Source organism: Candidatus Zixiibacteriota bacterium, assembly GCA_019038695.1.
Classification (GTDB): domain Bacteria; phylum Zixibacteria; class MSB-5A5; order GN15; family FEB-12; genus B120-G9.
This window is the reverse complement of sequence record JAHOYZ010000025.1, coordinates 43746-68061: the sequence shown is the minus strand read 5'-3', so window position 1 is coordinate 68061 and position 24316 is coordinate 43746. Positions and strand designations below refer to the sequence as shown.

Genomic DNA, 24316 nt, shown 5'->3' with positions numbered 1-24316 from the left:
GACAAGATAAAGACCTCAGAAATTAGACAGTCATTCTTGGAATTTTTCAGGAAGAACAATCACCGTTTGGTGCCTTCATCGCCGGTCATCCCCTTTGAAGATCCTACGCTGCTGTTTATCAATGCCGGGATGAATCAATTCAAAGACGTTTTCACCGGTCAACGCAAGGTGCCGTATTCGCGAGCTGTCAGTTCGCAAAAATGCATTCGCGCCGGGGGTAAACACAACGATCTGGACAATGTCGGCTTCACTGCGCGCCATCATACATTCTTTGAGATGTTGGGTAATTTCTCCTTTGGTGATTACTTCAAAGAAGAAGCGATTGCCTTTGCCTGGGAGTGGATCACTAAGGATTTGGGGCTCCCAATTGACAGGTTATATGTTTCAGTTTACAAAACTGATGACGATGCTTTTGACCTGTGGGGAAAGATCGCCCCGGAACTTAAGAATGGCCGCATCCTTCGTTTCGGCAAGAAAGACAATTACTGGACGATGGGACCGACCGGTCCCAACGGCCCATGTAGCGAAATCCACTTTGATCGCGGTGAGCGATTTGGTACCGGGCCGGAGGATGTTGTCAACGGTGAGGGTGAACGGTTTGTCGAGATATGGAATCTCGTTTTTATGCAGTTCGAGACACACGCCGACGGCACCACGGTAGCTCTGCCCAAACCTTCGGTAGATACCGGGGCTGGATTGGAGCGGATCGCGGCAATCATGCAGAACGTTGACACCAACTACGGCATTGATCTTTTCAAGGAGCTTATCAAGGCTGTATCAGACGTTACCGGTGCCAGGTACGAAGATAACGTTACGTCGCATCAGGTCGTTGCCGATCATCTGCGAGCATTGACGTTTGCCATAGCCGACGGGGCCGGGATCTCCAACGAAGGACAGGGATATGTCCTGCGCCGTATTCTCAGGCGTGCCGCCAGACATGGGCGACTTCTTGGGGTGGAGCAACCGTTTATCTATCGGCTGGTGCCGGCACTGGTGAGCGAGATGGGGGACGCTTTCCCGGAGATCAAAGAGAAACAGTCTAATGTGGAGAATGTCATTCGCGCCGAAGAAGAATCATTTGGTCGTACCCTTGCCAACGGGTTGGAGTTGTTTGGTCGGGTAGCATCAAAGATGAAGAAGACAGGCAGTACGGTAGTCGACGGCGAGGAAGTATTCAAGCTATATGATACGTATGGATTCCCCTATGACTTGACCGAGATCATGGCCACCGAACAGGGTTTTACTCTCAATCAAGCTGGCTTTGAGAAAGCAATGAGTCGCCAGAAAGAGCAATCAAAGGCGGGAGCATCGCTTGCGGGGTTTGTTGATTTCGTGAGGGTGCTGCAAGTAAAATCTCAGTGGTCTCGACTTGACTACGATAAATTGAACAAACCGGTTGAAGCGGTTGTGAGAGAAAGCTCTTTGGACCCTGAGCCGGGTCGACAGTATTTGGTCGTTACGTACACACCTCTATATGTAGAGTCGGGTGGACAAATTGGTGACACGGGACGGGTTTACTCTGAAGATGGCAAGTTTAGTTTCGACGTCGAGCGCTCCGTTCAGAGCGGAGATGGGATAGCCATACTCGGAACAGTCAAGTCCGGGACTATTGAAAGGGGAGACAAGGTTTTGGTCCAGGTCGACGCGGACCGTCGCTGGGCGATTATGCGTAACCATACCGCCACCCATTTAACCCAGGCGGCATTACGGCAAGTTCTCGGCGATCATATCAAGCAATCAGGTTCCTATGTCGGCCCGGATCGACTGCGGTTTGACTTTTCGCATCATCAACCAATGACACCTGAAGAGATCACGCAGGTTGAACAGATCGTCAATCAGAACATTCTTCTTGGTACTTTTGTCGCCACGGAAGAAATGGATGTCGAGGCCGCCCGTGCATCGGGTGCGACGGCGTTATTTGGCGAGAAGTACGACGACACCGTGCGTGTTGTCTCGATTGGTGATTTCTCCAAAGAGCTGTGCGGCGGAACACACGTCGAACACGTTTCGCAGATCGGACCGTTTCTTATCACGTTGGAGACTGGCATTGCCTCGGGTGTACGTCGTCTGGAAGCAATAACAGGAACGGAAGCAATCAAGTATATGCTGGAGGCGAAGTCGTTCCAGCAGGAGGCGGCCCGATTGGTTGGTCGTCCTGAGATAGAAGCCCTCGACGGAGTTCGACAGCTTGGCGAGAACAATCTTCGTCAGCAGAAAGAGATCAAGAAGCTCAAGGCCGAGATGTTCTCCGGCGGTGGACAGACAGCCGGTGAGAAGGAGACAGTCGGTTCGATAGTGTGGATTACGCACGATTTCGGCCCGACGGATCGCGATATTATGGCCGGCTGGATCGATAAGCAAAAGGATCGTTCCGATGCAGCGGTGGCCGTTGCTTTGGGAGAAGTAAGCGGTAAACGAACTTATATGGCTGCGGCAAGCAGCAGTGCTGCCAAAGAGCACGGTGTTCATGTCGGGAAAATGTCAAAAGAGATTCTTCCTCAATACGACGGGCGTGGTGGCGGTAAACCGAATTTTGCTCAGGGGACTGTCGCACTGGGTACTGTTGCCGATGATTTGTTTGAATCAATGAAGAAGTTCCTGAGGAGATTGTGACCATATGAACAAGGATGAGAAACTCCTGTATTTGAAGAGGCTTGGCGACGAGACTGCCATTCTGCGCAAATCTGTTCTGGAAACGCTGGGACAGGAAATCCTCGATATGGCGGCATTGATGTCCGGTGTTCTTGGTGCCGGTGGGAAGATCATGATCGCGGGTAATGGTGGTTCCGCCGCCGATGCGTCGCACTTCGCCGGTGAGATGATTGTCCGGCTTTCGTCGGTCCGGGCTCGCCAGTCGCTTCCGGCATTAGCGTTGTGTGTTGATCCGTCGGTCATGACAGCCGCCGCCAATGATTTTGGATATGACAGCATTTTCTCACGCCAGATCGAAGGACTGGGGCACAAGGGTGATCTGTTGCTGGTAATCTCAACCTCAGGTAATTCTCCCAATCTTATCAAGGCCGTGCATACCGCCCGGGAAGGGAATATTCTCACGGCCGGCCTTCTGGGCGGCAAGGGTGGCAAACTGGCGAGCATAGTTGATCGGGCACTCATAATTCCGCATCCTTCGACGCAACGCATTCAGGAAGAACATATTTTCATCATCCATCTCCTGGTTGAGTTTATGGAAAGTGATCTTTTCGGATGAAGGAGACCTTCATAAGGTACTTGCCCGGTTTCATTTTCCTGTTCTACGTTCTGTATTCCGTTAGCTCGTCATTCTCCATCGCGATGGCCCAGATCACGCTGGGGTTTTCACTGGCTGGTTTTCTCTTGCTTCTGGCAACGAAGCCTTCAAATCCTTTTGCTGGTTCACTTGGCCTTTTCTATCTGTTCATCTCTGGATACATAGGGTGGTTACTTATTTCTGCTTTCGTGGGGCCGACCCCGATTGCGTCAGCTATCGCCATTAAGGAGGAATGGCTGTTTCTGGCTATCCCGATTGGTGTATACGTCTGCGCGACAGATCGTTATCGCCGTATTCTGGTCACAGCGTTTGCGGTCGGAGTACTGATCTTCGCCGCGTATGGCGTATTCCAACACATTACCGGGGTGGATTTGTTTCGCGCCAAACCGCTGATTCCCGCACCGGATTACGGCTATCTGGCACGGGGGACTTTCCCGCATATGTTAACCTACGGCAACTATTATGCTGTTGCCTCGGTGTTTCTTCTGGTTCTGGGTTTGGCCGGTGAGCAGGAATTCGGTCGCAATCGGCGGCTGTTGTTTGCCGCCGGAGGTGTACTGGCGGGAGCTGCGGTTTTGCTCAGTTACAGCCGTGGATCAATCCTGGCGCTAATTATAGGATTGCTGTTTGGGTGTGTTATCCGAGGGCGAAAATATTGGCCGTATGCTGTTGGTCTTGTGGTTGTCGCAGTGGGGACGGTAGTTTTCACACCAGGTCTGGCTGACAGGTTGGAAAGGAACATCGAACGCGAACTAACCACCGAGGATGAAATGGGACGTCCCTTCATCTGGAAGAATTCCCTTCGGTTGGTAGCCGAGAATCCGGTATTTGGGGTTGGACTTAATAATTTCCAAGCGGCCTACGCCACGGGTCTGCCAGTTGACGTAGAACCGAAGAAGAAACATGTCCACGCTCACTGTGACCTGATCAATATCGCCGCCAACGCGGGTATCCCGGCTCTGTTGTTCTATATGGGATTCTGGTTCATTATTCTCTCCAAGCTCTGGATGGGTCGACGCGGACCACCGGGAGGCAATCCTCTGCGGTGCTACATGTCCGCAGCGTTGACAGCCTCAGTTGTCTTTTTGGTGGCATCGGTGCCTGAGGCCGCCTTTGCTGACGAAGAAGTACGTGAGATGTTGATGTTGGTTTGGGCGGTAGGGCTTGGAGCGTGGTATAATCAGAAAGTTCCGGTAGGTTCGTGAGGAGCAAAACACCTTGACAGGAGAGAATAAACTCCCCTTTATAGAGGCTGATAACTATGGCTACAAAAGATAAAAAGACAAACGATCCGACTCAAAAAGATGTGAGATGGCCTTTTGGTACCAGGAACTATATCGTTTTTGCGATTGCTCTGGCGGTGATTATCCTGGGCTATATCACTCTCGGGCAGGGTTCAATAACTCTGTCTCCGTTGTTGCTTGTGATTGGCTATTGTGTTCTGATTCCCATTGCCCTGATCATTAAGGATCCATCGCTTAAAGATGAGATGGGTGAAGAAGAATCTCAGTCACAAGCCTAAGGCTGATTAGCTGGCATTCTCGATATTACTGCTGTTGAGACGGAAGCGGGTTACTCCCCAGTAAAATAGAAAAGCAACCTGTAGTGGTGGGTACTTTTCCGTCCGTGCGGGAATGATATGAGCTTTCGAGATAGATGTGGGATCGACTTTTGCTCTGGCTCGTTAGTCCTGTTGCCACTCCTCTAACAATTTCTGATAACGGGTGATTAGTTCGTTTGTGTCCTTCTGTGAATGACTTTCGGCCATGATATCGAAAGCGGCAGTCAGGCGGTCCGGCACAACCAGCACCCAGCCGGAATCTTCGCGGATACGGACGCCATCCACCAGTTGGCGTTGTTTGTTCTCGGAATTGGTTATCAGCTTGCGCATGACCATCCCTTTTTTTGACCAGGGACAGGGGATCGATACTGACTTTCGGGTCAGGTGTTCGAATTTCTTGCGGAGGTCCCCCAGATGAGTCCGTGTATGAGCCATCATCTCCAGCAGTTTGACCAGAGCCACCATGGCGTCAGAACCCATCTGGAAACCGGGGAAAACGAACCCGCCACGGGTGCCACCGACAAAATCAACTTCGCCGCGCAGGAATATTTCCATCATAGATAGATGGTCGTTGGCCACCCTTACTACTTCGACACTATGCTTATCGGCAATTTCCTCGACGCCCATTGAGGCGCCGACCGGCACCGCAATCTTTCTCGCTTCACTCGTGCGCAGAAATAAATCGAGGATCACCAGTAACAGGAGTTGGCTGTCCATCGGGCGGCCTTCCTCATCAACCACAGCGAGTTTCTCAGCCACAGGGTTAAGCAGGAAGCCGATATCGGCATGAAGTGAGGACACAATCGAGCAGAGTTGAACGGTAGCCTGGGCATACGCTTCAGGTGAAGTTGAGAATTTGCGGGGGTTAAGATTGGCATTCAATTCCACGGTCGAGACACCCAACTGGCTGAACAGGTCAGGGAAAACCTGACTGGAGGAGCCATTGGAGTGATCGATCACGATTTTAAAACCGACCTGTTTAATCAGTTCAATGTTGGCATTCCGCAGGAAATCTTCCCGATAATCCTCGAGCACATGGTGCACCATATCCAGGTGACCGATGTTATCCAGCGAGGCCCGTTCGAAATCCTCGCCGAAATACATGCGCTCCACTTTTTTGAGCTTGCTGGTCGGCATGTCGAGTCCGGAGCCGTCGAAAAAGATACAGTCGATAAGTCGATAGTCGTTTGGGTTGTGTCGCACAAAGATGCCAGCTGCGTAATTCCCTCTACGAAGACCGTACCGCACTACCGGGATAGGCTGGGCTTCCAGGTCAGCGACATCGACACCCGAGGCCAGCAGGCCTGACATTAAACCACGTTTCAATAGGCGCGAAATATCAGAGGCGTCGCGGCTTGTTAGAACTTCCGTACCGGCTCCAAGGAAGGCGCCAAAAGCAGCACCGACTTTGACTGTCATCTCCGGCGTGATCTCAGTAAGAGCCAGGCCGGTGATCTTCGAATTCGTGAATAGTTCCCGGTTCCAACGGTCACCCCAAACCAAGGATGAAGAAACAATAGCTCCCGGGTCAACCGTCTTGCCGGGCCATATTTTGCAGTTGGCCTTAATCGTAGCTCCGTCGCCGATAACCGTATCGTCCGCGACAATCACATCATCTATCAGTTGTACATTGCGTCCCAGCCGGGCACTACTGCCGATCACGCTTCCGGAAAGATTACTCTCTGCCCCGATTGCACAATCTGCCCAGAAGACACAGTTTTTCATTTCGGTGCCGGTTCCGATACGATTGCGATGACCTATAACGCAATTATGAAGCTTCACACCGGATTCAAGAAACACATCATTGCCGAGCACTACCCGTCCGGTCATAGTTACATCTTCGTCAATTCGGACACCGCTCCCCTGATAGACAATGCTATCCTCGGAGGTCTCCGGAGTTTTCTTCATGTCGAGGTCCAGCCTGCCGCTGAAAAAGTCGATGTGTACCCGTTTGTACTCGTCGACATTGCCAACATCCTTCCAGTATCCCTTCATGATTTTCCCATACAGTCCCATTTCCCGGGACAGCATAAGCGGGTAAAGGTTCTGGGAAAAATCGAAATTAGTTCGCGGCGGGATTAACTCAATGGCTGAGGGACCCAGGATATATATGCCGGTATTAATTGTGTCTGAGAATGCCTCTCCCCAGGATGGTTTCTCCAGAAAACGATTGATCCTGCCATCCTCGTCGGTGATGACAATTCCATAGGCCAAAGGGTTTTCCATTCTGGTCAGCAGGATAGTCGCATCGGCTTTCTTCTCGTCGTGCCAGGCTATAGCCGCAGTAAGATCAAAGTCGGTGATCAAGTCGCCTGAGATAATCAGCACCGGTTCGGTCACACTACTTAGCGCGCAACGCACGGCACCGGCGGTACCATAGTCGTCATCGGGCTGGACATACTGCATAGAGATACCGAAATTGGACCCGTCGCCGAAATAGTCGCGAATCTTCTCCGGCTGAAAATAAAGCAAAGCAGTAATGTCGGAAATTCCATGCTTCTGTAACAGAGATACTACGTGTTCCATCATTGGGATGTTGCCAATGGGAACCATCGGTTTGGGAAGGTTAATAGTCAGTGGACGGAGTCTGGTTCCAAACCCGCCGGCCATGACGATCGCTTTCATTCAATTGCTCCGGAATCAGAGTTTATGCTCGACAAAAAGACATGTCCTGTCCATGTACTCGGACACGTCAAAAAAGTTATCGTACAACTGGAAATCAATATTGTTCATGCGGCAGTGCTGTTCAAGGTCTTTTTTGGCAAACAGTATATCCGCTTCGGTCGTCGCACAGGCATCTGAGAAGCCATCTCCGACAAACACGATCTGTAATTCCCCCTCTTGGCTTTGGCGGTATTCCCGGATTCTCTCCCCCTTACAGCTCCCGCACTTGGTGCAGTTGTGATTTGTGTGCGGGAATTCAATAATCAGTCGGTTATCCTCGACATAGCCGTGGTTGGCTATGACTGGCAAGTGTTCGAGACCCTCGCGTCTGAGCAGGTAGTCAATGTACAGATCGAGTCCGTCGGACAGAATGAACAGCCCAATTCCCGCTTCCTGGCATTTCCGGGCGAACTGTGGGAAGCCAGGGTCGAGTTCGAACCGGTTAAGATAGCGATAGAGCTTTTCCTTGGTCAGGGGAGACATCTGTGCTTCCTTAAGGAGACAATCTCGACTCGAAAGTCGTCCCGCCTTCCAATCCGGGAGCAGTTCGTCGTTACGTCCCCCGGAGAAATGATGGAAGATGCTGTAGCCCACATCCCGGCGAGCAATGGTGCCGTCAAAGTCGCAGAAGACAGCCACTTTAGTGTTATTCATGTGGCATAATACACCCTCAACCAGACGGTGCCAAGCAGAACCGATCCCCACTCAGTTGGCATTGTTCGTAGTTTATCTATTATCAATCAGGAGATCCCGCAACAGGGATTCCGCATAACGAATATCCGCTCGCTGAGGAACTGTGATTTCATGGTAAGTGCGGTAAGTGCCGTATGTCTGTTCCCATGCAATCTCCTGCAATCGCATTGTGAGATAGGCTGCATTGAGGCGTAGCAGGTTGGAATCCTCTCTCACTGATAATTCGAGAGCTTCGCTGATGACACGATCGGTTGCTTTTGTGCAGCTGTCTGACCGTGCTGCGTGAAGCATGTCGCTTAGCTCTTCTCTACGAGAGGATACGAACACAAACCCCTCAAGGTTCATGAAGCTCTCCAGGCTGTCAATCAATGCCGATGTTGCCTGATCGTCTCCCCGCGAGGAGACGATATCCTGTTGGTGAAGTCGAGCAAACTGGTGCAGTAGCAGCGAGTACTCAACAGCCCGAACATACTCGCCGCGCTCCGGGAAATCGAAAAGATAGTCGGGTGGGAGACCATGACCGATTTCACTGAGAGCCGTATCGAATTCGTTGATATAGACATCGTTATCGAAGTAGAACCGTGAGATAGTCAGGCGCAGACCGTCGCCATCGGGGAAGGTCACAAACCCTTGTACCAGCCCTTTTCCGAAAGTTGTGTCGCCCACCAGCCAGGCTCGATCAGCTTGTTGCAAAGCCCCGGCAAGGATTTCCGACGATGAGGCCGAACCACGGTCTACGAGCAGGACTAGCGGGAGGTCGCCTGTGATGTCCGGACCCAAGGCGTGGATTTCATTACTGTTCCATCGCGAACGAGCGTCAGTGCCGACAACGAAAGCTCCCTCAGTAAGAAACAGGTTTGCAGACTCCCAGGCTTCCCGGAATAGTCCCCCGGGATTACCGCGCAGGTCGAGGATCAGTCCGGTCGGTTGAAAAGTGGATTGCTCCAGAAGTGAGTCAATTGCTGCCTTCAGCTGTTCACTGGCCCCGGCGTCAAAGTTGGTCAGTCGAATATAGATGGCCGAGTCGGAAGTGAATCCGGCGTATGATACATGGATAAGAGGCATTTCTGCACGAGTGATGGAAACCTCAATTGTGTCCTGGGACAGAGGCTTAAGAACTCTAACCAGAACTCTGGTGCTGTCTTCTCCGCGCAGTAGCTTCGTGGATTTAGCGGACCTGAGACCAGCCAACTCAATGGAATCAGCCGCCAGTATGATATCACCCGCCTCGAGGCCGGCTTCGCGGGCAGGTCCATCCCGGCGCACAGACACAATCAGAAGACCTAGGTCATGCCTGATAACACTAACTCCCAGCCCGGCATAGGCACCGGTCATTTCTTCCCTGAGTTGGTCAAACTCCTCGGCGGTGACGTAACCCGAATAACGATCGAGCAGGTCCAACATCTCATTCCGAGCAGTGCGGACCAGTTGTTCACTGGTTGTTCCGTCAATATGTCTGGTATCTATAGTCTGAGCGGCTCTCATCAGAGCATACGCCTGCCCCATGGTTGGATCTGACACTAGGTAGGCACTCATCCCACCGCACAACAGGATTAACAGGATGATTATGACCAGTGAAAGAAGAAGCGCCTTGCGATCAGCGAGCGAGGTGGGATTCATAGGATCTGAGTTTTCTCTTTAGTACTTTCTGGACTTCGGCGAAAACAGCATCAACGGACAGACTCGCATCAATGACTTTCACCCGCCTCCGTTCTTTACGGGCTATTTCAAGGAAGCCGCGTCGCACCCGATTGAAAAAAGCTCGCGACTGGGCTTCCAAACGGTCTGGCTTGCCTTTTCTGCGGGATTGTGCAGTATCCAGATCACAATCAAAAATGAGCGTCAGGTCGGGAATGATATCTCCCACCGCCACTCGGTGTAAGCGTCGGACCATAGACACATCAAGTTTCCTGCCGAAACCCTGATAGGCAGTGGTGCTGTCGTAGAAACGATCACATAGAACCACCTCGCCGCGTCGCAGAACAGGACCGATCTCACGCTGGACGAGTTCAGCCCGGGCGGCCTCGTAGAGGAGTAGCTCGGATGTATCTCCGACTGTGAGTTCGGGGTCCAGAAGAATCTCTCGAATGCGTTCGGCGACACCTGTTGATCCCGGTTCGCGCAATAGCGTAACGACCAGACCTCGCGCGGCCAAGTATTGGCTCGTGAGCATTGCCTGGGTCGTTTTGCCGCAACCGTCGATGCCTTCGAAAGTAATGAACAGACCAGATCTGCTGGTTTTCCCTCGCATAGTTCCTTTCTATCAAACCACAAAAAAACCGGCGATGGATTGTCTCCATCGCCGGTAACGTAGTCAAATCAAAGATGCGAATCGACTATTTTTTCTTCCGAACTACGCGACGCGAAGTCTTCTTCGCCGCAGCTTTGGTCTTCTTGATGGCTGGCTTAGCGGTGGTCGGTTTCTTGGCCGCAGCCCGAGTTTTCCGCTTCTTCGCCGGTTTGGCTTGCTTCCAACCATACTCGGCGATGAATTCCTCCGTTAGCCGGTGCGCTTGATCGTCAGGATACTGCACGGGAGGAGACTTCTTGAAGTATGAAGATGGTCCAATCAGTGCCCCGGACACACCATTGTCGAGCGCCAGCTTACAACAGCGCAAGGCATCAATGACTACACCGGCCGAGTTCGGGCTGTCCCAGACTTCCAGCTTCATCTCGCAGTTGAGCGGGACATTACCAAAGGTGGTACCTTCCATACGGATATGTGCCCACTTACGATCATCGAGCCAGGAGACATAATCGGAGGGACCAATATGGATGTTCCCTTCGCCGATATCGTAGTCGAGCATGCTTGTTACAGCGCTGGTCTTGGATATCTTTTTAGACTCCAGGCGAGAGCGCTCAAGCATATTGAGGAAATCGGTGTTGCCGCCGACATTGAGTTGGCTGGTGCGTTCGAGCTTAACACCGCGATCGAGGAACAGCCGCGTCAGAACGCGGTGCGTAATGGTGGCGCCAACTTGCGATTTGATGTCGTCGCCGATGATCGGCAGGCCCTTCTCCTCGAATCGTTTCTGCCAGTACTTCTCGCGAGCAATGAACACTGGAATACAGTTGACCATGCCGCAGCCGGCTTCCAGAATCTGCTCTACATACCACTTGGTGGCTTCTTCCGAGCCAACCGGCAGGTAATTGATGACTACATCGGTACCAGTATCCTTCAACAGCTTGACGATGTCTACCGTATCCCCGGGTGCTTTTTCAATGATCTGAGAGAGATAATGACCAAGGCCGTCGTGGGTCATTCCGCGCTGTACGGTAATACCTGTCTTGGGTACTTTTGAAAACACATACGTGTTATTCGGTTTGGTGAAAATGGCCTGAGACAGATCCTTGCCAACTTTGTTTTTGTCAATATCTATGGCAGCCGAGAACTCGATGTCGCGGATGTGATAGCCACCCAGGTTCACATGCATCAGACCGGGGACCTGATCCTCTTCCTTGGCCTTCTTATAAAATTCGACACCCTGTACCAGCGATGAGGCACAGTTGCCGACTCCGATTATTGCTACCCTGATCTTACCCATTACTTCCCTTCCATTCCTGGAATGTGTTAGCTCAAGTGGTACAAATATAGAAGTCGCTGTATTTGGTGTCAAATTCAAATTGACTTACGTATTATTAAATACATAATTAGTATATATATAATGACCAGATAGTCATATTGGAGTATGTCAATGCGAGCCAGACCGCGAGATACAGTCCCGGCTATTAATGAGAATACGGTAGCAGAGTTGGTGCAACAGAGCGTGGTGACCGATACTTTCCGGCGGTTAGTCTCTGATAAGAAACAACGTTTATATCAAACCACCATTCGGTTGTTCGGAGAATATGGCTATGATGGGCTGTCGGTCGATCAGTTCTGCCGCGAAGCGGGGATCAGCAAGGGATCGTTCTTTCAGTATTTTCCCTCCAAGAGCCATCTGCTGGAGTTTGCTATTTTGATTTTCGATGATTATTTGAAGCAGTTGCTTTCGGAGATCAGACGAACCGAGCCGGGGCCGTTGGTCAAGCAGAAATTGCTTCATCTGTATGAAGCACTGATTGTCAATGCCCGGCTATACCGGGCGGAAGAACGTTTCTATCTATTTGCCACTCGGGCACTCGACCACTCGGCAGTGGCTTTAGAGGGTATCGATCTTGAACGGCATGTGAGTAACTATGTCGAGGAGATCATTCGCCGCGGCGAGGAGACGGGGGAGATTCGTGGCGATTTCGATATCGAGTTGACCGGACGACTTGTCTCACTGGTCATGGGGACGCTCGTGCGAAGTACATTTCGGGCAGACCGACTGCCGCGACAGGAGACCGAGCGCTATCTTATTTCATTTCTCTTTGATGGCATTAAGGCATAATTGGACCCAAAGAAAAACCGGACACCATTTGGTGTCCGGTCAATATTCCATCACGCGATATTGTCGTTTAGACCTGTTCGCCGACATCCTCAATTGGCGGTGAAGGTGCTGCTCCCCCTGTGCCTGTCGGGTGGTTAGGCTTGACCATCTCCACCATAGCCGCCAGCGACGACATGATACCGGTTGCTTCGAAGGGCAGGAATATCTTGTTGGCATCGCCTTCGGCGAACTTGGGCAGCATCTCCAGATACTTGAGAGTAATCAGTTTCTCGTCCGGTCGGCCATCATGGATAGCCTGGAACACTGTCTTGATGGCTTTACCTTCACCAGCTGCGACTTCTATCTGGCGGTACTTCTCGGCGTCTGCCTTTCTCTTGACCCCTTCGGCATAACCTTCAGCTTCGAGTATCTGTGCCTGACGACTACCCTCAGCCTTGGTGATCTCAGCCTGGCGGGTAGCTTCGGCATCAAGAATCGCGGCCCGTTTGTCACGTTCCGCTTTCATCTGACGGCTCATTGCCGCAGTAATATCGGCCGGCGGATCAATACGCTGTAATTCGACGCGGTTGACTTTGACGCCCCATTTGTCGGTCGCCAGATCAAGTACGTCTCGGAGTTGACCATTGATCTCATCGCGCGAACTCAGGCAGCCATCAAGGTCCATCTCGCCGATTACATTCCTGAGGTTGGTCTGGGCCAGCTTGGTAGCAGCCAGAATATAATTAGCGATCTCGTAGCGTGCCCTCGCCGGGTCGGTTAGCTGGGCGTAGACCACAGCATCCACTTCCACATTGACGTTGTCTTTGGTGATGACCATTTGAGGGGGAACGTCAAGTACCACTTCCCGCATGTCCATTTTGATTACCGTATCGAAGAAGGGGACAATCAGGTTTAAGCCCGGCTCAAGGAGGCGCTGGAACTTACCCAGTCGCTCTACGAGGCCACGTTCGAACGGGCGGATGATTCGAATCGACATCGAGACGATGACAAACGAAAACACCACCGCCACACCTAGAAATAACAGTACTGGATTCATGATCGTATCCTTTCTTATTGATCTACCGGTTCCACTTTTACGTGGACGCCGGTTACCGAAATGACTTTCACTTTTCTGTCTTGTTCGACACGTTGTTCGGCGAGTGCTTTCCAGGTCTCGCCGCCGATCAGTACCTGGCCACCCAGATCGGGGTCGATCTCCTTGGTGACCAGTGCTATCTGGCCGATCAAGGCATCAACGTTGCTTTTTTGCGGTGCTGGCTTGGTGATTTTCTTGGCGATTGATCTAGTCAAAGGCAAGAGACCCAGCGTAACCACGATAAAGAGACCGATCTGCCAGTAGTAGGCATCGGGCGAGAAATAGCTCAGGATGCCCGCTGCGATCCCACCAACCACAAAGCAGATGAAAAACAGCGAGGGGCTCATAAGTTCGAGAATTAGGAAAACGACCGCCGCCGCCATCCAGATCCAAAAAGTAGTCGACATGATGTTACCCTTACACTTTCATAACTTTCACACAACCGTTGTGCGGATAGTTATACATATTACCGAAAGTTGTCTGATTTATTCAGGACAATCAATCACTTCGGATGGAAAGGCTATATCTGCTTGACTGTCAACATTGAAACAGCCAAAGGCTATCTTTTGTAAGTGTGAAGAGTGTTGTAGATTGGAGATAAATTGACGAATCTGAGTGTTCCGTATTCAAAACTTGCCACCGTCTACGATCAGATGGGGGCTGATAATCATTCGATCAATATGGTTGAATATACCGAGAATATCTTCCGCAGGTTCAACATCAGGCCCACTAGTGGCCTTGATCTTTGTTGCGGCACCGGGACGGCTATCGTTCTTATGCGGGAACTGGGGCTTGAGATGTCCGGTCTTGATGGTAGCGCGGCTATGCTGGCAGTCGCAGCCAGGAAACTCAAGGGGCTAAAAGTCAAACTCTATCAGAAGACACTGCCGAAGTTTAGAATCATCGACGATTACAACTCGCGTAAGACACAAACGTTTGATCTTATCACCTGTTTCTACGATTCACTCAACTATCTACGCAATGCCCAGGAATTAGAGGCGACTTTTCGCTCGGTGGGGAAACATCTCGAATCGGGGGGCTGGTTTATTTTTAATATGAATACACCTGCTTCGCTCAAAACGATCTGGGGTGGGCAGGTGTATGCTGATGCGCAAGATGAAATTGCCTGGGTCTGGAAGAACGAATACCACACCCGCACAAAAACCGCCACGGTAGTGACGACAGTTTTCACAAAAAATGGGAAACTTTGGGAGCGATTCGACGAACGCCATACCGAGCGGGCGTACAGCAATACGGAACTGAAGAAGATACTGAGCAAGACCGGTTTTTCTGTGAAGGGACTATTTCGTTGTGCAACCTTCGAGCGTCCCACCCGTGATGCAACCCGCGTATGCATTGTAGCCCGTAAGAGGTAGGGATTTCTCACGCGTCAAATTATCCGAGCCCAACAAGCTTGAGTCGGCCATTTTGTACTTACAGCACTCATCGATCCGCTTGGACGAGTCCTACATGGTTCGTGATTTCATCTGCTGACCACATTGCAACAAGTACCAATTCTCTCCGTCGCAGGCAAATTCGATACGTACAGGAAATCCGAGCGCTTTCTCGAGTGTTTTCAGTGTGGCTTCTACTTGAGCGACAAAGGATGTGTTCTTGATCAGTCCGTCAAAAGCCGCCACAACATTGGAGTCTTCGGAGTTCAGATCGCTGTCCTTCAGGGGGTGTAGGTGGCCATCCTTTACGACTGAGATGACATTCTCAAAACCATGAATCTCGCTCCCCACTTCCTTATGCAGTTGGGCCAGTTTCATGGTTTCGAGAGTGCCCGTTTCCATATTGATGACGCCTATGTTCCCGGGTGAAGAATTGATAATGTCAACAACTTCATTTGTGAATCGAAGCCCGGATTTCACCGGGGCAATTAGTACAGGATTATCGCCTTCAGAATCGTCAACGACGAGTGTGCTAAGCCCGGGAACCAATCGCAAGAGGCCATCTTTGCGACGAGCATTGGAGAGTTTGCCTATCTTATTAGTACTCAGCGCTGTGCCGGAGAATGTTGGCAGGAAGTATTTTCCCGCCTGACGGCCCACGACCTCCTGGATCATAATACCCATTTCTTCAGCATAATCGAGGAGTCCGCATTCGGCTCGGTATTCAATTGCTTCCGGACTGAAAGTGGAAGCATAGATTTCCGTGATGGCATCGGTCAGGGCGATCATGCGCTTGCGCTTGGAGCCTTGGTTTGGCAGACAGATGCTCTTGTATTTACCTGAGAAATCTGCCCCAATTCTCTCTTCCAATAGGCTCGAACTGCGAACTATAAGCGGCCGTTTCCCAAAGTCATCGAGGACGGTTGACAGAGCTTTCGATATCCCATCGGGGAGTTGGCCAGACCTGAATGCCTCGACAATATGCGGGTATTCGAGTCTCACCAGGTCGATGCTTTTGTACTTCTGTTCCACCACATGGCCCAAAGAGTGATGGCGCAAAAAATCCGATACAATATCGGATGTAATATACCAGGTTCTGGGGATCGTGACGTTTTTCAGAAGCTCGACCGAACGGCTTTTCTTTCTCAGTATCTGCCGGGCCAGAAAGAGCGCCGCACTTTTACCGCCCAGTTTGCCCTGGCTCTCAGTACCGTAGATCACGCTCTGCAGAAGGTCGTTTATGTCCTGAACGGTAATGAATTTCTTGGCGACATTGATGTACTCCAACTGATCCGAAAGCAGTCTGCGGACAAGCGAAACCCGAATACCTTTCATACTGGCTGTTGGGATCTCCGTCTCTCTGACGTATGGTTGGTAATAGCGTCGGATGGCGTCGGCAACCTCGAACAGAGGAAGGTTGCGGTTAGCCACTTGGGCCAGGGCGCTGAGTCGGTCATCCTGAATCCAGCCATTGATCAGCTTCATTATTTCCTGATCATCAAGATGTTCGGATGCCATTTCGAATACTCGCGTTCCTCGCTCATGGGTGAAGTCAAAGAGCTGCTCCTCTGAGTGGTCGATTTCCTCATCGGTAGCATCCATCAACTGGGACCGTGGCATGTCCATCCCATACGACCGACACAGCGTTTCTGCTGCAGGTGCGCCGACCACACAAAGATGCCAGAGCATCTGCCGCGAAATGCTCAGGTAAAGATCGGTGTCGGCCTCGGAGATGGTCTCCATGATCGTTTGCCAGGCTCCCCGTTTCTCACCGCTATTATTAATGCGACGGTGATCCACTATCTGTTTGATTCTCTGGTAGGCAATGAACGATGAAAGAAGGTTGGCAATTGTCTGTAACAATCGGGTCTCTTCCTTGAGGAAAGGGCCATCGTCTTCGGTTGTCATCTCCTTTAAATAGCAAACTGAGATGTTACCAATTTCCATGTCGTTGATTACAATTGCGGCCTGCTGTTTCCAGGTAGATTCTTCAAGATCAGCCGACGAAAATGTTTGCCCCTCAACTTCGATCTTGACCCGGCAAATATCAGGATATTGCCAGCCGGGGGGGATAGCACGTAGGATTTGAGGGCAAACATCAACCAACAAGGCATTATAGTTGGCTAGTATCTCCTCTACAAGAAAGAGACAGCGCAATTCCCTGGCTCGTTTCTGTAAAGAAGCCAATTGGTTATCCGATGGTTCCTGTCGATCTTTCATCACCACATCATTTCGTGAAGGCCAAGAGTATCATTCATCCTTCGGCAAAGTACTTCTGAGCTGTAACATACCCATTGTGCTAACGTCTGGTCATGGTATTTAGTTTCCATTAACAAACATTGCTGCCGATTTAGTCAGACATTCGTACCAATGACAACCGGCAAGGACCCCTCATCAAGGGGCGCTTACCGGTTGTCGGCAGTCTTCGGCAAATGACTGCTCATACTCTTGAGATTGCTCTCAGGTGTTGGTCGTCAGCTACTAGCCTTTAAGAATCTCCTGTGCTGCAGCTTTGTCAACATCCATTACGTACTGAATACCAGAAACATGCGCGGCTTCGGGTGTCAAGCAGCAGATGTCATCCCGAGTGATATAGTCCAGCCCAAACTTGCGATTACCAGCCAGAAGCTGACGCAGGCCCTGAGCCAAACGCTCGTAGTAGGTGTACAAACCGATTGCGCCTGCCGGGAGCTCCTTGAATTTGGCATCGCCAAGTTCATTGCGCAGGTCGAAAGCGGTGACGAATATCTCATCCAACGTCTGGCCAAAACGTTCAATGTAGACCGGCACCTGATGGCTTTCGATCGTCTTGCCAATCGTCTTACCTACCATTGTGGCGGCCAGAGGAGAACGTGCCATCCCGATCAACTTCGAGAATGGTGCTCCTAGAGCCAATCCCTTGTACATCTGATCTTCAAAGGTAAAGCCGCCAGCCGGAACGATCGGGGCTGTGTATTCGCCTCTGTCTGCCAATTCTTTGGTGTACTGGTAAAGCAGGGAATGCAGTTCCACCGGAGGAATACCCCACTCATTCATCATCCGCCAGGGGCTCATGCCAGTACCGCCTCCAGCACCATCAACCGTAAGCAGGTCGATTTTGTACTTGGATGAAAACTTTACGGCGCGAGCCAGATCGCTTGGCCGATAAGCACCGGTCTTCAGGAAGATATACTTTGCACCAGCTTTACGAAGCTCTTCTACGCGAGTGGCAAACCCTTCTTCAGTAACCATTCCAACTCGTGAGTGACGTTCAAATTCCTTGAAGGCACCAGCCTTAAAGGACTCGATCACATTGGGGTCAGTAGGATTCGGAAGTACCACATAGCCGCGATTATACAGCAACTGAGCCTTTTTGAGGTCTTTTACCTTGACTTCGCCGCCGATGTTCTTGGCACCCTGACCCCACTTCAATTCGACGCACTCGACACCAAGGGTTTCAATGGCATATTCCTGAACGCCCAAACGGGTATCTTCAACGTTTGACTGGACGATAGTTGCGCCCCAGCCGTCGATCTGATTATCTTTGAACAGATTGACGCGTCGCTTGAGATCGACAGTGTCAACGACCCGGCCCTTCTTAATGACCGCTTCGGGGTCCATGCCAACTACGTTTTCGCCAATAGTCAAACCGGTACCAGCCAATGCAGTGCCTATGGCCAGACCGTCCCAGTTATTCTTGGCCACATCGGTAGAACCGATACCAGGAATCATGATCGGGAGTTTGAACTTCAAACCTTTGTCATGTCCGAAATGGACTTCGAGGTTGACGTTTGGGAAGATAGCTTTATCGCTATCGGCCTCAATACCTTCAGCGCCTACGGCCGTTCCCAGAATGTTGAAATGAGAATAGTCGATCGGGTAGGCTTTTTCCGCTGCGGTTGTGATTACACCAAATGGCTGGGGGTAGATTACTTCATGGCCCCGATAGGCAGATTTGCCTATTTCACACATGCCAACACAGCCGTCGACACAAGTCACACACATTCCCGAAGTCGGTACAACTGAGTCTTCGGTGCGGTTCTTGGTAAGCGTGGCTGCCGAGGCATTTACTCGCGTCATTGACATTTCCATCACTCCTTATATTGTCAGTCTTTTTCTATTTCGCATGCAACGCACGGGTTCATATAGCACATCATGTCGTCAAATTTGTCCTTATCCAAACAGGGCAGACCGTGGTTACCACAGCCGCCGCAGATAGCTTTGTCAGGGTCGGTATATGTACACCGAAGCGAACAGGCCGGACAGACATGCATGCAACCGCCACACAGACGGCAGTTTTCCGATTTCAAATCAAATGGGGTTCCGATAGTTCTTTCCTGGCCGCGTCCGCGAAACCCGATGGCCTTGGCAACCATCTGCTCTTTGCACATACGCACACATAGGCCGCACAGAATGCAGTCATCGTGTTCCTGTTTGAAGCGTTGTTGAATGACTCCGTGCTTCGAGGCCAGGTCCTGAATTATCTTCGACTGCGGGCAGGTTGCCAGCAGCAGTTCAAGGATCATCTTGCGAGCCTTAACAACTCGTCCGGAAGAGGTTCGCACCTTGAGGCCTTCCTCGGCAGGATAGGTACATGATGTCACCATTTTTGAGCGAGGTGCTTCACCAATTTCCACGACACAAAGTCGGCAGGCTCCGTAAGGTGAAAGCCCTTCCATATGACACAAGGTAGGAATTGGGAATCCCAGAAACTTCGCGGCCTCCAGAATTGTGGTTCCCTTCTCAACCTTCACTTCCAGGCCGTTGATGGTCAAAGTAATCATTTTACTTTAGCTCCTGTTGCCACATCTTCAACGGGTTCTTCGCATTCACATGGCTTAGTAAATTCCAGATCGCAACGCAGACAGCGGCACGATTCGTGATAGGCTTCCTGGGTAGAGAGTGATACTTCCACTTCGGCGAAGTTGCGCGTGCGCCATTCGGCCGGAGCGCGAGGTGTCTCGACTCGCCCGGTAAAAGGTTCTTGTCCCTTCGGTATTTCGACCTGTGGAATGTACTTCTGCGGTAGCAGTGGTTGCGAAGGTCGTATCAGTGCTTCCCCTCGTACATAACGGTCAATCATCAGGGCTGCTCGCTTGCCGTCGGCGATAGCCTCAACGACTGTGTTGGGTCCTCTGATAACATCACCGGCGGCGAACACGCCCAGCCGGTTAGTAAGAAGAGTTCCCTCGTCCGCTTTCACAGTGTTCCATTTAGTAGTCTCAATGCCACTTGATTTAGCCGGTCCGATGGCATCAACGCCGGCATCTTCGGAGATGGCTACAATCAGCGTATCGAGTTTAATAACATGTTCGGTTCCTTCAATCCTGACCGGACGACGTCGCCCACTGGCATCAGTATCGCCCAGTTCATTGGTGACAAACTCAACACCGGTCAGGCGACCCTTGTCAGCTACGACCTTTGTCGGAGTGACCAGGGTCACGATCTTGATCCCTTCCTGATCGGCCGCTTCGATTTCTTCAGCGAAGGCAGGCATCTCCTCGCGTGTGCGTCGGTACAGAATGGTGACGCTCTCAATATCCTTCTGACGAAGAGCTGTCCGAGCGGCGTCAATGGCGGAGTTACCACCACCAATAACACCAACGTGACCTTGGGCCAGGTTTTCGCCGCGGAGATTGAAGGCCTTGAGGAAATCGATTGAAGGATAGACGCCCTCGACATCTTCGTTTTCGAGGGCGAGAGGTCTGCTCTTATGGGCTCCGAGAGCCAACAGCACAGCTTTGAATCCTTCTTTCATCAGGCTGTCAACAGTGAAGTCGGTCCCGAGTCTGGTATTGCACTTCAGCGTAATGTTGTCATCGATCAATGCATCAATTTCACGTTTGATGATCTCCTGAGGTAACCGATAGGTCGGAATTGCACAGAAAAGCATCCCGCCCGGTTCTGATTCGGCCTCAAACACTGTTACCTTGTATCCCTTAAGGGACAGGTAGTGGGCAGTAGTTAGTCCGGCCGGTCCGGCTCCAACAACCGCTACCCGAGGTGGTTCACCTTCAGTCCAAGCTTCACGAGTCGGTACGAATGTCGATGGATCAATGCGATCCGTAATGAATCGCTTGAGGGACCGGATAGCTATCTGATCAGCGCCGGTCTGACCAGCGCGGCAACGTTCCTCACAAGGATGATGACAGACTCTACCACAAACGCTCGGGAACGGGTTGGGTTCGCGGATAGCGCGATAGGCTTCTTTGTAATTTCCGTCACCGATATGAGCTATATAGCGCCACGGCTCGGTGCCGAGCGGACAAGCCGATTGGCAGGGAGCACCAACAAGATCGCGACAGACAAAGGCATCGCATCGCTTGTCAATAATGTGACGTTCAAATTCTTTACGGAAATAGCGCAGAGTACTGAGTACAGGATTGGCCGCCGACTGTCCGAGACCACACATGCTGGTGTCCTTGACTACATGGGCAAGTTCTTCCAGCAGATCGAGGTCTTCAAGAGTTGCTTTCCCCTTGCTGATACCATCGAGAATCTCGTACATACGCTGAGTGCCCTTGCGACAGGTGAAACACTTGCCACACGACTCATTCATAAGGAAATTCATGAAATACTTGGCCAGATCGACCATGCATGTATTTTCATCCATAACAATCATGCCGCCCGATCCCATGATCGATCCGGCTTTGGCAAGGCTGTCATAATCAATCGAGATATCAAACATGCTGGCTGGTATGCAACCACCCGATGGTCCGCCGGTCTGGACTGCTTTGATCTTGGACTTGCCAACTGGGCCGCCACCGATGTCATAGATGACTTCGCTTAGCTTTGTACCCAGTGGCACCTCGACCAGACCAGTGTTTCGTATTTTCCCCACCAGGGAAAATATCTTTGTGCCGGTATTGCCGGGGATGCCGATCTTGGCGTATTCCTTGCCGCCCTGGTTGATAATCACCGGGATATTTGAGAGAGTTTCTACATTGTTGATACATGTTGGATAGCCCCCGATTCCCTTCTCAATGGGGTAAGGAGGTCTCTGTCTTGGCTCACCCATGTATCCTTCAATAGATTTGATAAGAGCGGTTTCCTCGCCGCAAACAAAAGCGCCGGCTCCACGCACGATGCTGATATCGAAATTGATACCGGTGCCAAGAATGTTATCACCAAGAAGACCAAGTTCGCGTGCCTGTCTCAGTGCAATGAGAGCATGTTTGATGGCCAGAGGGTATTCACTACGAACGTAGATGTATCCTTGCGTGGCGCCGATGGCTATGCCTGCTATTGACATCCCCTCGATGATCGCATGTGGATTGCCTTCGAGAAGGCTACGATCCATATAAGCACCGGGGTCGCCTTCGTCAGCATTACAGACGATGTACTTCTGCTGATTTTTCCTGCCAGCCGCTCTAGCCAGTTCCCACTTTGTCCCGGTCGGGAAACCGGCTCCTCCGCGGCCTCTCAACCCCGATTCCTTAACCTCATGGATTATTGAATCCGGATCGAGACCAGTCAGGACTTTCTCCGTAGCAGCATATCCGCCGCGTTCAACATAGTCCATGATGCGAATGGGGTCGAGTTTCTCATTGTCTCCCAGGATGGTGCGTGTCTGCTTCTTGAAAAACATGATGTCATTTTGGCACTCATATCGTTTTTCTTCGCGCTCATCCAGATACAACAGGTCTTCCACAATCTCGCTCTTGACGGCTGCCTCAATGACCCGAGGGACGTTCTTCATGGACAATTTCGGATACAAATGCCGACCGGGTTCGACGAGTATGAATGGATCCATCTCACAGAATCCCTGGCAACCGGTAACTCTCAGAGCCAGTTTTCCCTGTAAGGAGTGATCCAAAATGTATCGCTTGATTATTCTAATAACGTCGTTGGCACCACTGGCTTGTCCACCGGTCCCTGCACACACTACCAGAGTTGGCTGAGTGTACTTGGCCTCCGTCTCGCTTTGGACGCGTCTGCGAAAGCCAACGAACTCTTCTACTGATTCGAGCCTCTTCATCTCTATATTTCTCCTCGTAGCACATCGCTACCGACGATTAGTCGACTGGTGTCCCACCCAAATCCAGAATGTGACCTTTACATCCTCGGCGGGAACAGAGTTGTACAACTCCACCACCACGGATTATCATTGGCACCATCGGGGCCTCACAATCACTGCAACTGCCTCCACCAATAAGTTCGGCGTGGCAGTGTGGACAGAATATGTGGAGGATAGTGTCGGTGGGAATCTCGTGCATGGAGCTGACCTTGTAGCTGCCCCACAGACTAGAAATCCTGATCCAGCCATGTTTCTGACCGAACGATACTGTTACCGATATGGAAGGATGACCGTCGATTTGGTGCTCGGCATCCATCAGGCTGTGATTACATCTGGCACAACTGACATCAATAGGGAATATTCTGTCGTCGGTAGCGATATCAATCTTGTCAAGGCCGGTGCGGGCTTTGTCAAGGATTCCAGATACACCGGAGACCTGGACTTTGGAGAAATACCGACCGTCCACGACTACCACTGGTCCCAGGGCACAAGCCCCAAGGCAGTTCACCGTCTCCAGAGTGAACTCATTGTCAGAGGTAGTGTCGCCGGCTCGAACACCCAATTGCTGTTCCAACTCCTGAGCAATGGCCGGTCCGCCTCGCACATGGCACGCCGTTCCGAGGCACACCGATACGAGGTGTTTTCCACGAGGCTTAAGACTGAAAGCCTTATAGAAAGTGGCTACACCATAGACATCTATGAGGGAACGTCCAGTCTTCTCCGCCACCGTCCTCAGACTGGCCTCTGGCAGATAACTGTACTTAGCCTGAATCTCCTCCAAGATAGAAATCAGGGCTCCCCTATCGTCTTGATGTCGTTCCACTATGGCAGTGATCTCGTCAGGGTTCATCCTTTCCTTCCTGCAGACTGGCGGCCGTTTTCAGAAAGAGAACAGCCATATATTGATTTGTTAATATTAGTCACAATGTCCTACCCCACCACGGTATGAACCCTGGATGTCAGCTATCGCAGACTTTAAAGCGATTTTCATAATACACATCCTCACACATGCTCACTCGTGGAGCGGTGTCCGTCGGGCGAGATTGCAAAAAAACGCTGCCAATATAGTCGTTTCGCCACATAAGTAAAGCGTTTTCATGGTGGCCGAGGGTATTTGTTAGTTACCTGCCCGATGCCCTATCTTGTCTGCCGATTTTCGGATATGATCGCAGGCTGAACCAACTACTACTATTGCGGTTTTGGAACGGCTTTTCGAGAGAACCCTGTCGGGTGCCCCCACAATCTTCCCTTTGCCAATTGCAATAATCACTTATATTGCACACACGAGACATGTGCTTCGTCTGTATACTATA

Annotated in this window: 18 protein-coding genes; 6 read left to right on the top strand and 12 right to left on the bottom strand. The window is 51.2% G+C overall.

Features of this window, described 5'->3' with window-relative positions; genetic code table 11:
- Positions 1-36 precede the first annotated feature (36 nt).
- From alaS to KOO62_08865, 4 genes are read left to right on the top strand one after another with little or no spacing between them, the layout of a single operon-like run.
- Positions 37-2613, top strand: coding sequence for an alanine--tRNA ligase (gene alaS, locus KOO62_08880; protein ID MBU8934110.1), 2577 nt, complete (start codon positions 37-39; stop codon positions 2611-2613).
- A gap of 4 nt (positions 2614-2617) precedes the next feature.
- Positions 2618-3208, top strand: coding sequence for an SIS domain-containing protein (locus tag KOO62_08875; GenBank protein ID MBU8934109.1), 591 nt, complete (start codon positions 2618-2620; stop codon positions 3206-3208).
- Positions 3205-4452 (top strand): O-antigen ligase family protein, encoded by a 1248-nt coding sequence (locus KOO62_08870; GenBank protein MBU8934108.1) that lies wholly within the window; start codon positions 3205-3207, stop codon positions 4450-4452. Before KOO62_08875 ends, KOO62_08870 begins: the two co-directional genes overlap by 4 nt.
- Before the next feature lie 56 nt (positions 4453-4508).
- Positions 4509-4769, top strand: coding sequence for a DUF3098 domain-containing protein (locus tag KOO62_08865; protein MBU8934107.1), 261 nt, complete (start codon positions 4509-4511; stop codon positions 4767-4769).
- A 162-nt stretch (positions 4770-4931) separates the two neighbouring features.
- Here KOO62_08865 and KOO62_08860 read toward each other — a convergent pair whose 3' ends face one another.
- From KOO62_08860 to KOO62_08840, 5 genes are all read right to left on the bottom strand, one after another.
- Positions 4932-7433 (bottom strand): NTP transferase domain-containing protein, encoded by a 2502-nt coding sequence (locus KOO62_08860; protein ID MBU8934106.1) that lies wholly within the window; start codon positions 7431-7433, stop codon positions 4932-4934.
- A gap of 15 nt (positions 7434-7448) precedes the next feature.
- Positions 7449-8126, bottom strand: coding sequence for an MtnX-like HAD-IB family phosphatase (locus KOO62_08855; GenBank protein MBU8934105.1), 678 nt, complete (start codon positions 8124-8126; stop codon positions 7449-7451).
- Positions 8127-8198: 72 nt separating this feature from the next.
- The gene (locus KOO62_08850) at positions 8199-9785 is read right to left on the bottom strand and encodes a S41 family peptidase (protein MBU8934104.1); all 1587 of its coding nucleotides are present in this window, start codon (positions 9783-9785) and stop codon (positions 8199-8201) included.
- Positions 9763-10416 carry a dTMP kinase gene (tmk, locus tag KOO62_08845; protein MBU8934103.1) on the bottom strand — a complete coding sequence of 218 codons (654 nt, stop codon included), beginning with the start codon at positions 10414-10416 and terminating at the stop codon, positions 9763-9765. The genes KOO62_08850 and tmk overlap by 23 nt, the downstream gene beginning before the upstream one ends.
- 85 nt (positions 10417-10501) lie before the next feature.
- Positions 10502-11710, bottom strand: a complete 1209-nt coding sequence (locus tag KOO62_08840; GenBank protein ID MBU8934102.1) for an inositol-3-phosphate synthase — start codon at positions 11708-11710, stop codon at positions 10502-10504.
- 150 nt (positions 11711-11860) lie between these two features.
- Here KOO62_08840 and KOO62_08835 point away from each other — a divergent pair, with 150 nt between their 5' ends.
- Positions 11861-12538: a TetR/AcrR family transcriptional regulator gene (locus KOO62_08835; GenBank protein MBU8934101.1), complete on the top strand. Its 678-nt coding sequence runs from the start codon at positions 11861-11863 to the stop codon at positions 12536-12538.
- A gap of 67 nt (positions 12539-12605) precedes the next feature.
- Here the strand turns inward: KOO62_08835 and KOO62_08830 are convergent, their stop codons facing one another.
- Entirely contained in the window at positions 12606-13574 is a 969-nt protein-coding gene (locus tag KOO62_08830) for an SPFH/Band 7/PHB domain protein (GenBank protein MBU8934100.1), read from the bottom strand.
- Positions 13575-13588: 14 nt separating this feature from the next.
- Complete coding sequence (locus KOO62_08825; GenBank protein MBU8934099.1) at positions 13589-14020, bottom strand: NfeD family protein; 432 nt, start codon at positions 14018-14020, stop codon at positions 13589-13591.
- A gap of 195 nt (positions 14021-14215) precedes the next feature.
- Here KOO62_08825 and KOO62_08820 point away from each other — a divergent pair, with 195 nt between their 5' ends.
- On the top strand, positions 14216-14989 hold the full coding sequence (locus tag KOO62_08820) for a class I SAM-dependent methyltransferase (protein ID MBU8934098.1): 774 nt from the start codon (positions 14216-14218) through the stop codon (positions 14987-14989).
- A gap of 90 nt (positions 14990-15079) precedes the next feature.
- Here the strand turns inward: KOO62_08820 and KOO62_08815 are convergent, their stop codons facing one another.
- The 5 genes from KOO62_08815 to KOO62_08795 form a co-directional block, all read right to left on the bottom strand.
- Positions 15080-17227 (bottom strand): PEP/pyruvate-binding domain-containing protein, encoded by a 2148-nt coding sequence (locus KOO62_08815; protein MBU8934097.1) that lies wholly within the window; start codon positions 17225-17227, stop codon positions 15080-15082.
- Positions 17228-17488: 261 nt separating this feature from the next.
- Positions 17489-19072, bottom strand: a complete 1584-nt coding sequence (locus KOO62_08810) for an FMN-binding glutamate synthase family protein (protein MBU8934096.1) — start codon at positions 19070-19072, stop codon at positions 17489-17491.
- A gap of 20 nt (positions 19073-19092) precedes the next feature.
- A complete protein-coding gene (locus KOO62_08805) occupies positions 19093-19770 on the bottom strand; it encodes a (2Fe-2S)-binding protein (GenBank protein ID MBU8934095.1) in 678 nt (225 codons plus the stop codon).
- Complete coding sequence (locus KOO62_08800; protein MBU8934094.1) at positions 19767-22964, bottom strand: FAD-dependent oxidoreductase; 3198 nt, start codon at positions 22962-22964, stop codon at positions 19767-19769. Before KOO62_08800 ends, KOO62_08805 begins: the two co-directional genes overlap by 4 nt.
- Before the next feature lie 37 nt (positions 22965-23001).
- Positions 23002-23853 carry an NAD(P)H-dependent oxidoreductase subunit E gene (locus KOO62_08795; GenBank protein ID MBU8934093.1) on the bottom strand — a complete coding sequence of 284 codons (852 nt, stop codon included), beginning with the start codon at positions 23851-23853 and terminating at the stop codon, positions 23002-23004.
- Positions 23854-24316 lie beyond the last annotated feature (463 nt).

Excerpts from the sequence above, each read along its gene's own strand:
- KOO62_08875 (MBU8934109.1), top strand. The coding sequence starts at position 2,618 with ATGAACAAGGATGAGAAACTCCTGTATTTGAAGAGGCTTGGCGACGAG.
- KOO62_08870 (MBU8934108.1), top strand. The coding sequence starts at position 3,205 with ATGAAGGAGACCTTCATAAGGTACTTGCCCGGTTTCATTTTCCTGTTC.
- KOO62_08865 (MBU8934107.1), top strand. The coding sequence starts at position 4,509 with ATGGCTACAAAAGATAAAAAGACAAACGATCCGACTCAAAAAGATGTG.
- KOO62_08860 (MBU8934106.1), bottom strand. The coding sequence starts at position 7,433 with ATGAAAGCGATCGTCATGGCCGGCGGGTTTGGAACCAGACTCCGTCCA.
- KOO62_08855 (MBU8934105.1), bottom strand. The coding sequence starts at position 8,126 with ATGAATAACACTAAAGTGGCTGTCTTCTGCGACTTTGACGGCACCATT.
- KOO62_08850 (MBU8934104.1), bottom strand. The coding sequence starts at position 9,785 with ATGAATCCCACCTCGCTCGCTGATCGCAAGGCGCTTCTTCTTTCACTG.
- tmk (MBU8934103.1), bottom strand. The coding sequence starts at position 10,416 with ATGCGAGGGAAAACCAGCAGATCTGGTCTGTTCATTACTTTCGAAGGC.
- KOO62_08840 (MBU8934102.1), bottom strand. The coding sequence starts at position 11,710 with ATGGGTAAGATCAGGGTAGCAATAATCGGAGTCGGCAACTGTGCCTCA.
- KOO62_08835 (MBU8934101.1), top strand. The coding sequence starts at position 11,861 with ATGCGAGCCAGACCGCGAGATACAGTCCCGGCTATTAATGAGAATACG.
- KOO62_08830 (MBU8934100.1), bottom strand. The coding sequence starts at position 13,574 with ATGAATCCAGTACTGTTATTTCTAGGTGTGGCGGTGGTGTTTTCGTTT.
- KOO62_08825 (MBU8934099.1), bottom strand. The coding sequence starts at position 14,020 with ATGTCGACTACTTTTTGGATCTGGATGGCGGCGGCGGTCGTTTTCCTA.
- KOO62_08815 (MBU8934097.1), bottom strand. The coding sequence starts at position 17,227 with ATGAAAGATCGACAGGAACCATCGGATAACCAATTGGCTTCTTTACAG.
- KOO62_08810 (MBU8934096.1), bottom strand. The coding sequence starts at position 19,072 with ATGTCAATGACGCGAGTAAATGCCTCGGCAGCCACGCTTACCAAGAAC.
- KOO62_08805 (MBU8934095.1), bottom strand. The coding sequence starts at position 19,770 with ATGATTACTTTGACCATCAACGGCCTGGAAGTGAAGGTTGAGAAGGGA.
- KOO62_08800 (MBU8934094.1), bottom strand. The coding sequence starts at position 22,964 with ATGAAGAGGCTCGAATCAGTAGAAGAGTTCGTTGGCTTTCGCAGACGC.
- KOO62_08795 (MBU8934093.1), bottom strand. The coding sequence starts at position 23,853 with ATGAACCCTGACGAGATCACTGCCATAGTGGAACGACATCAAGACGAT.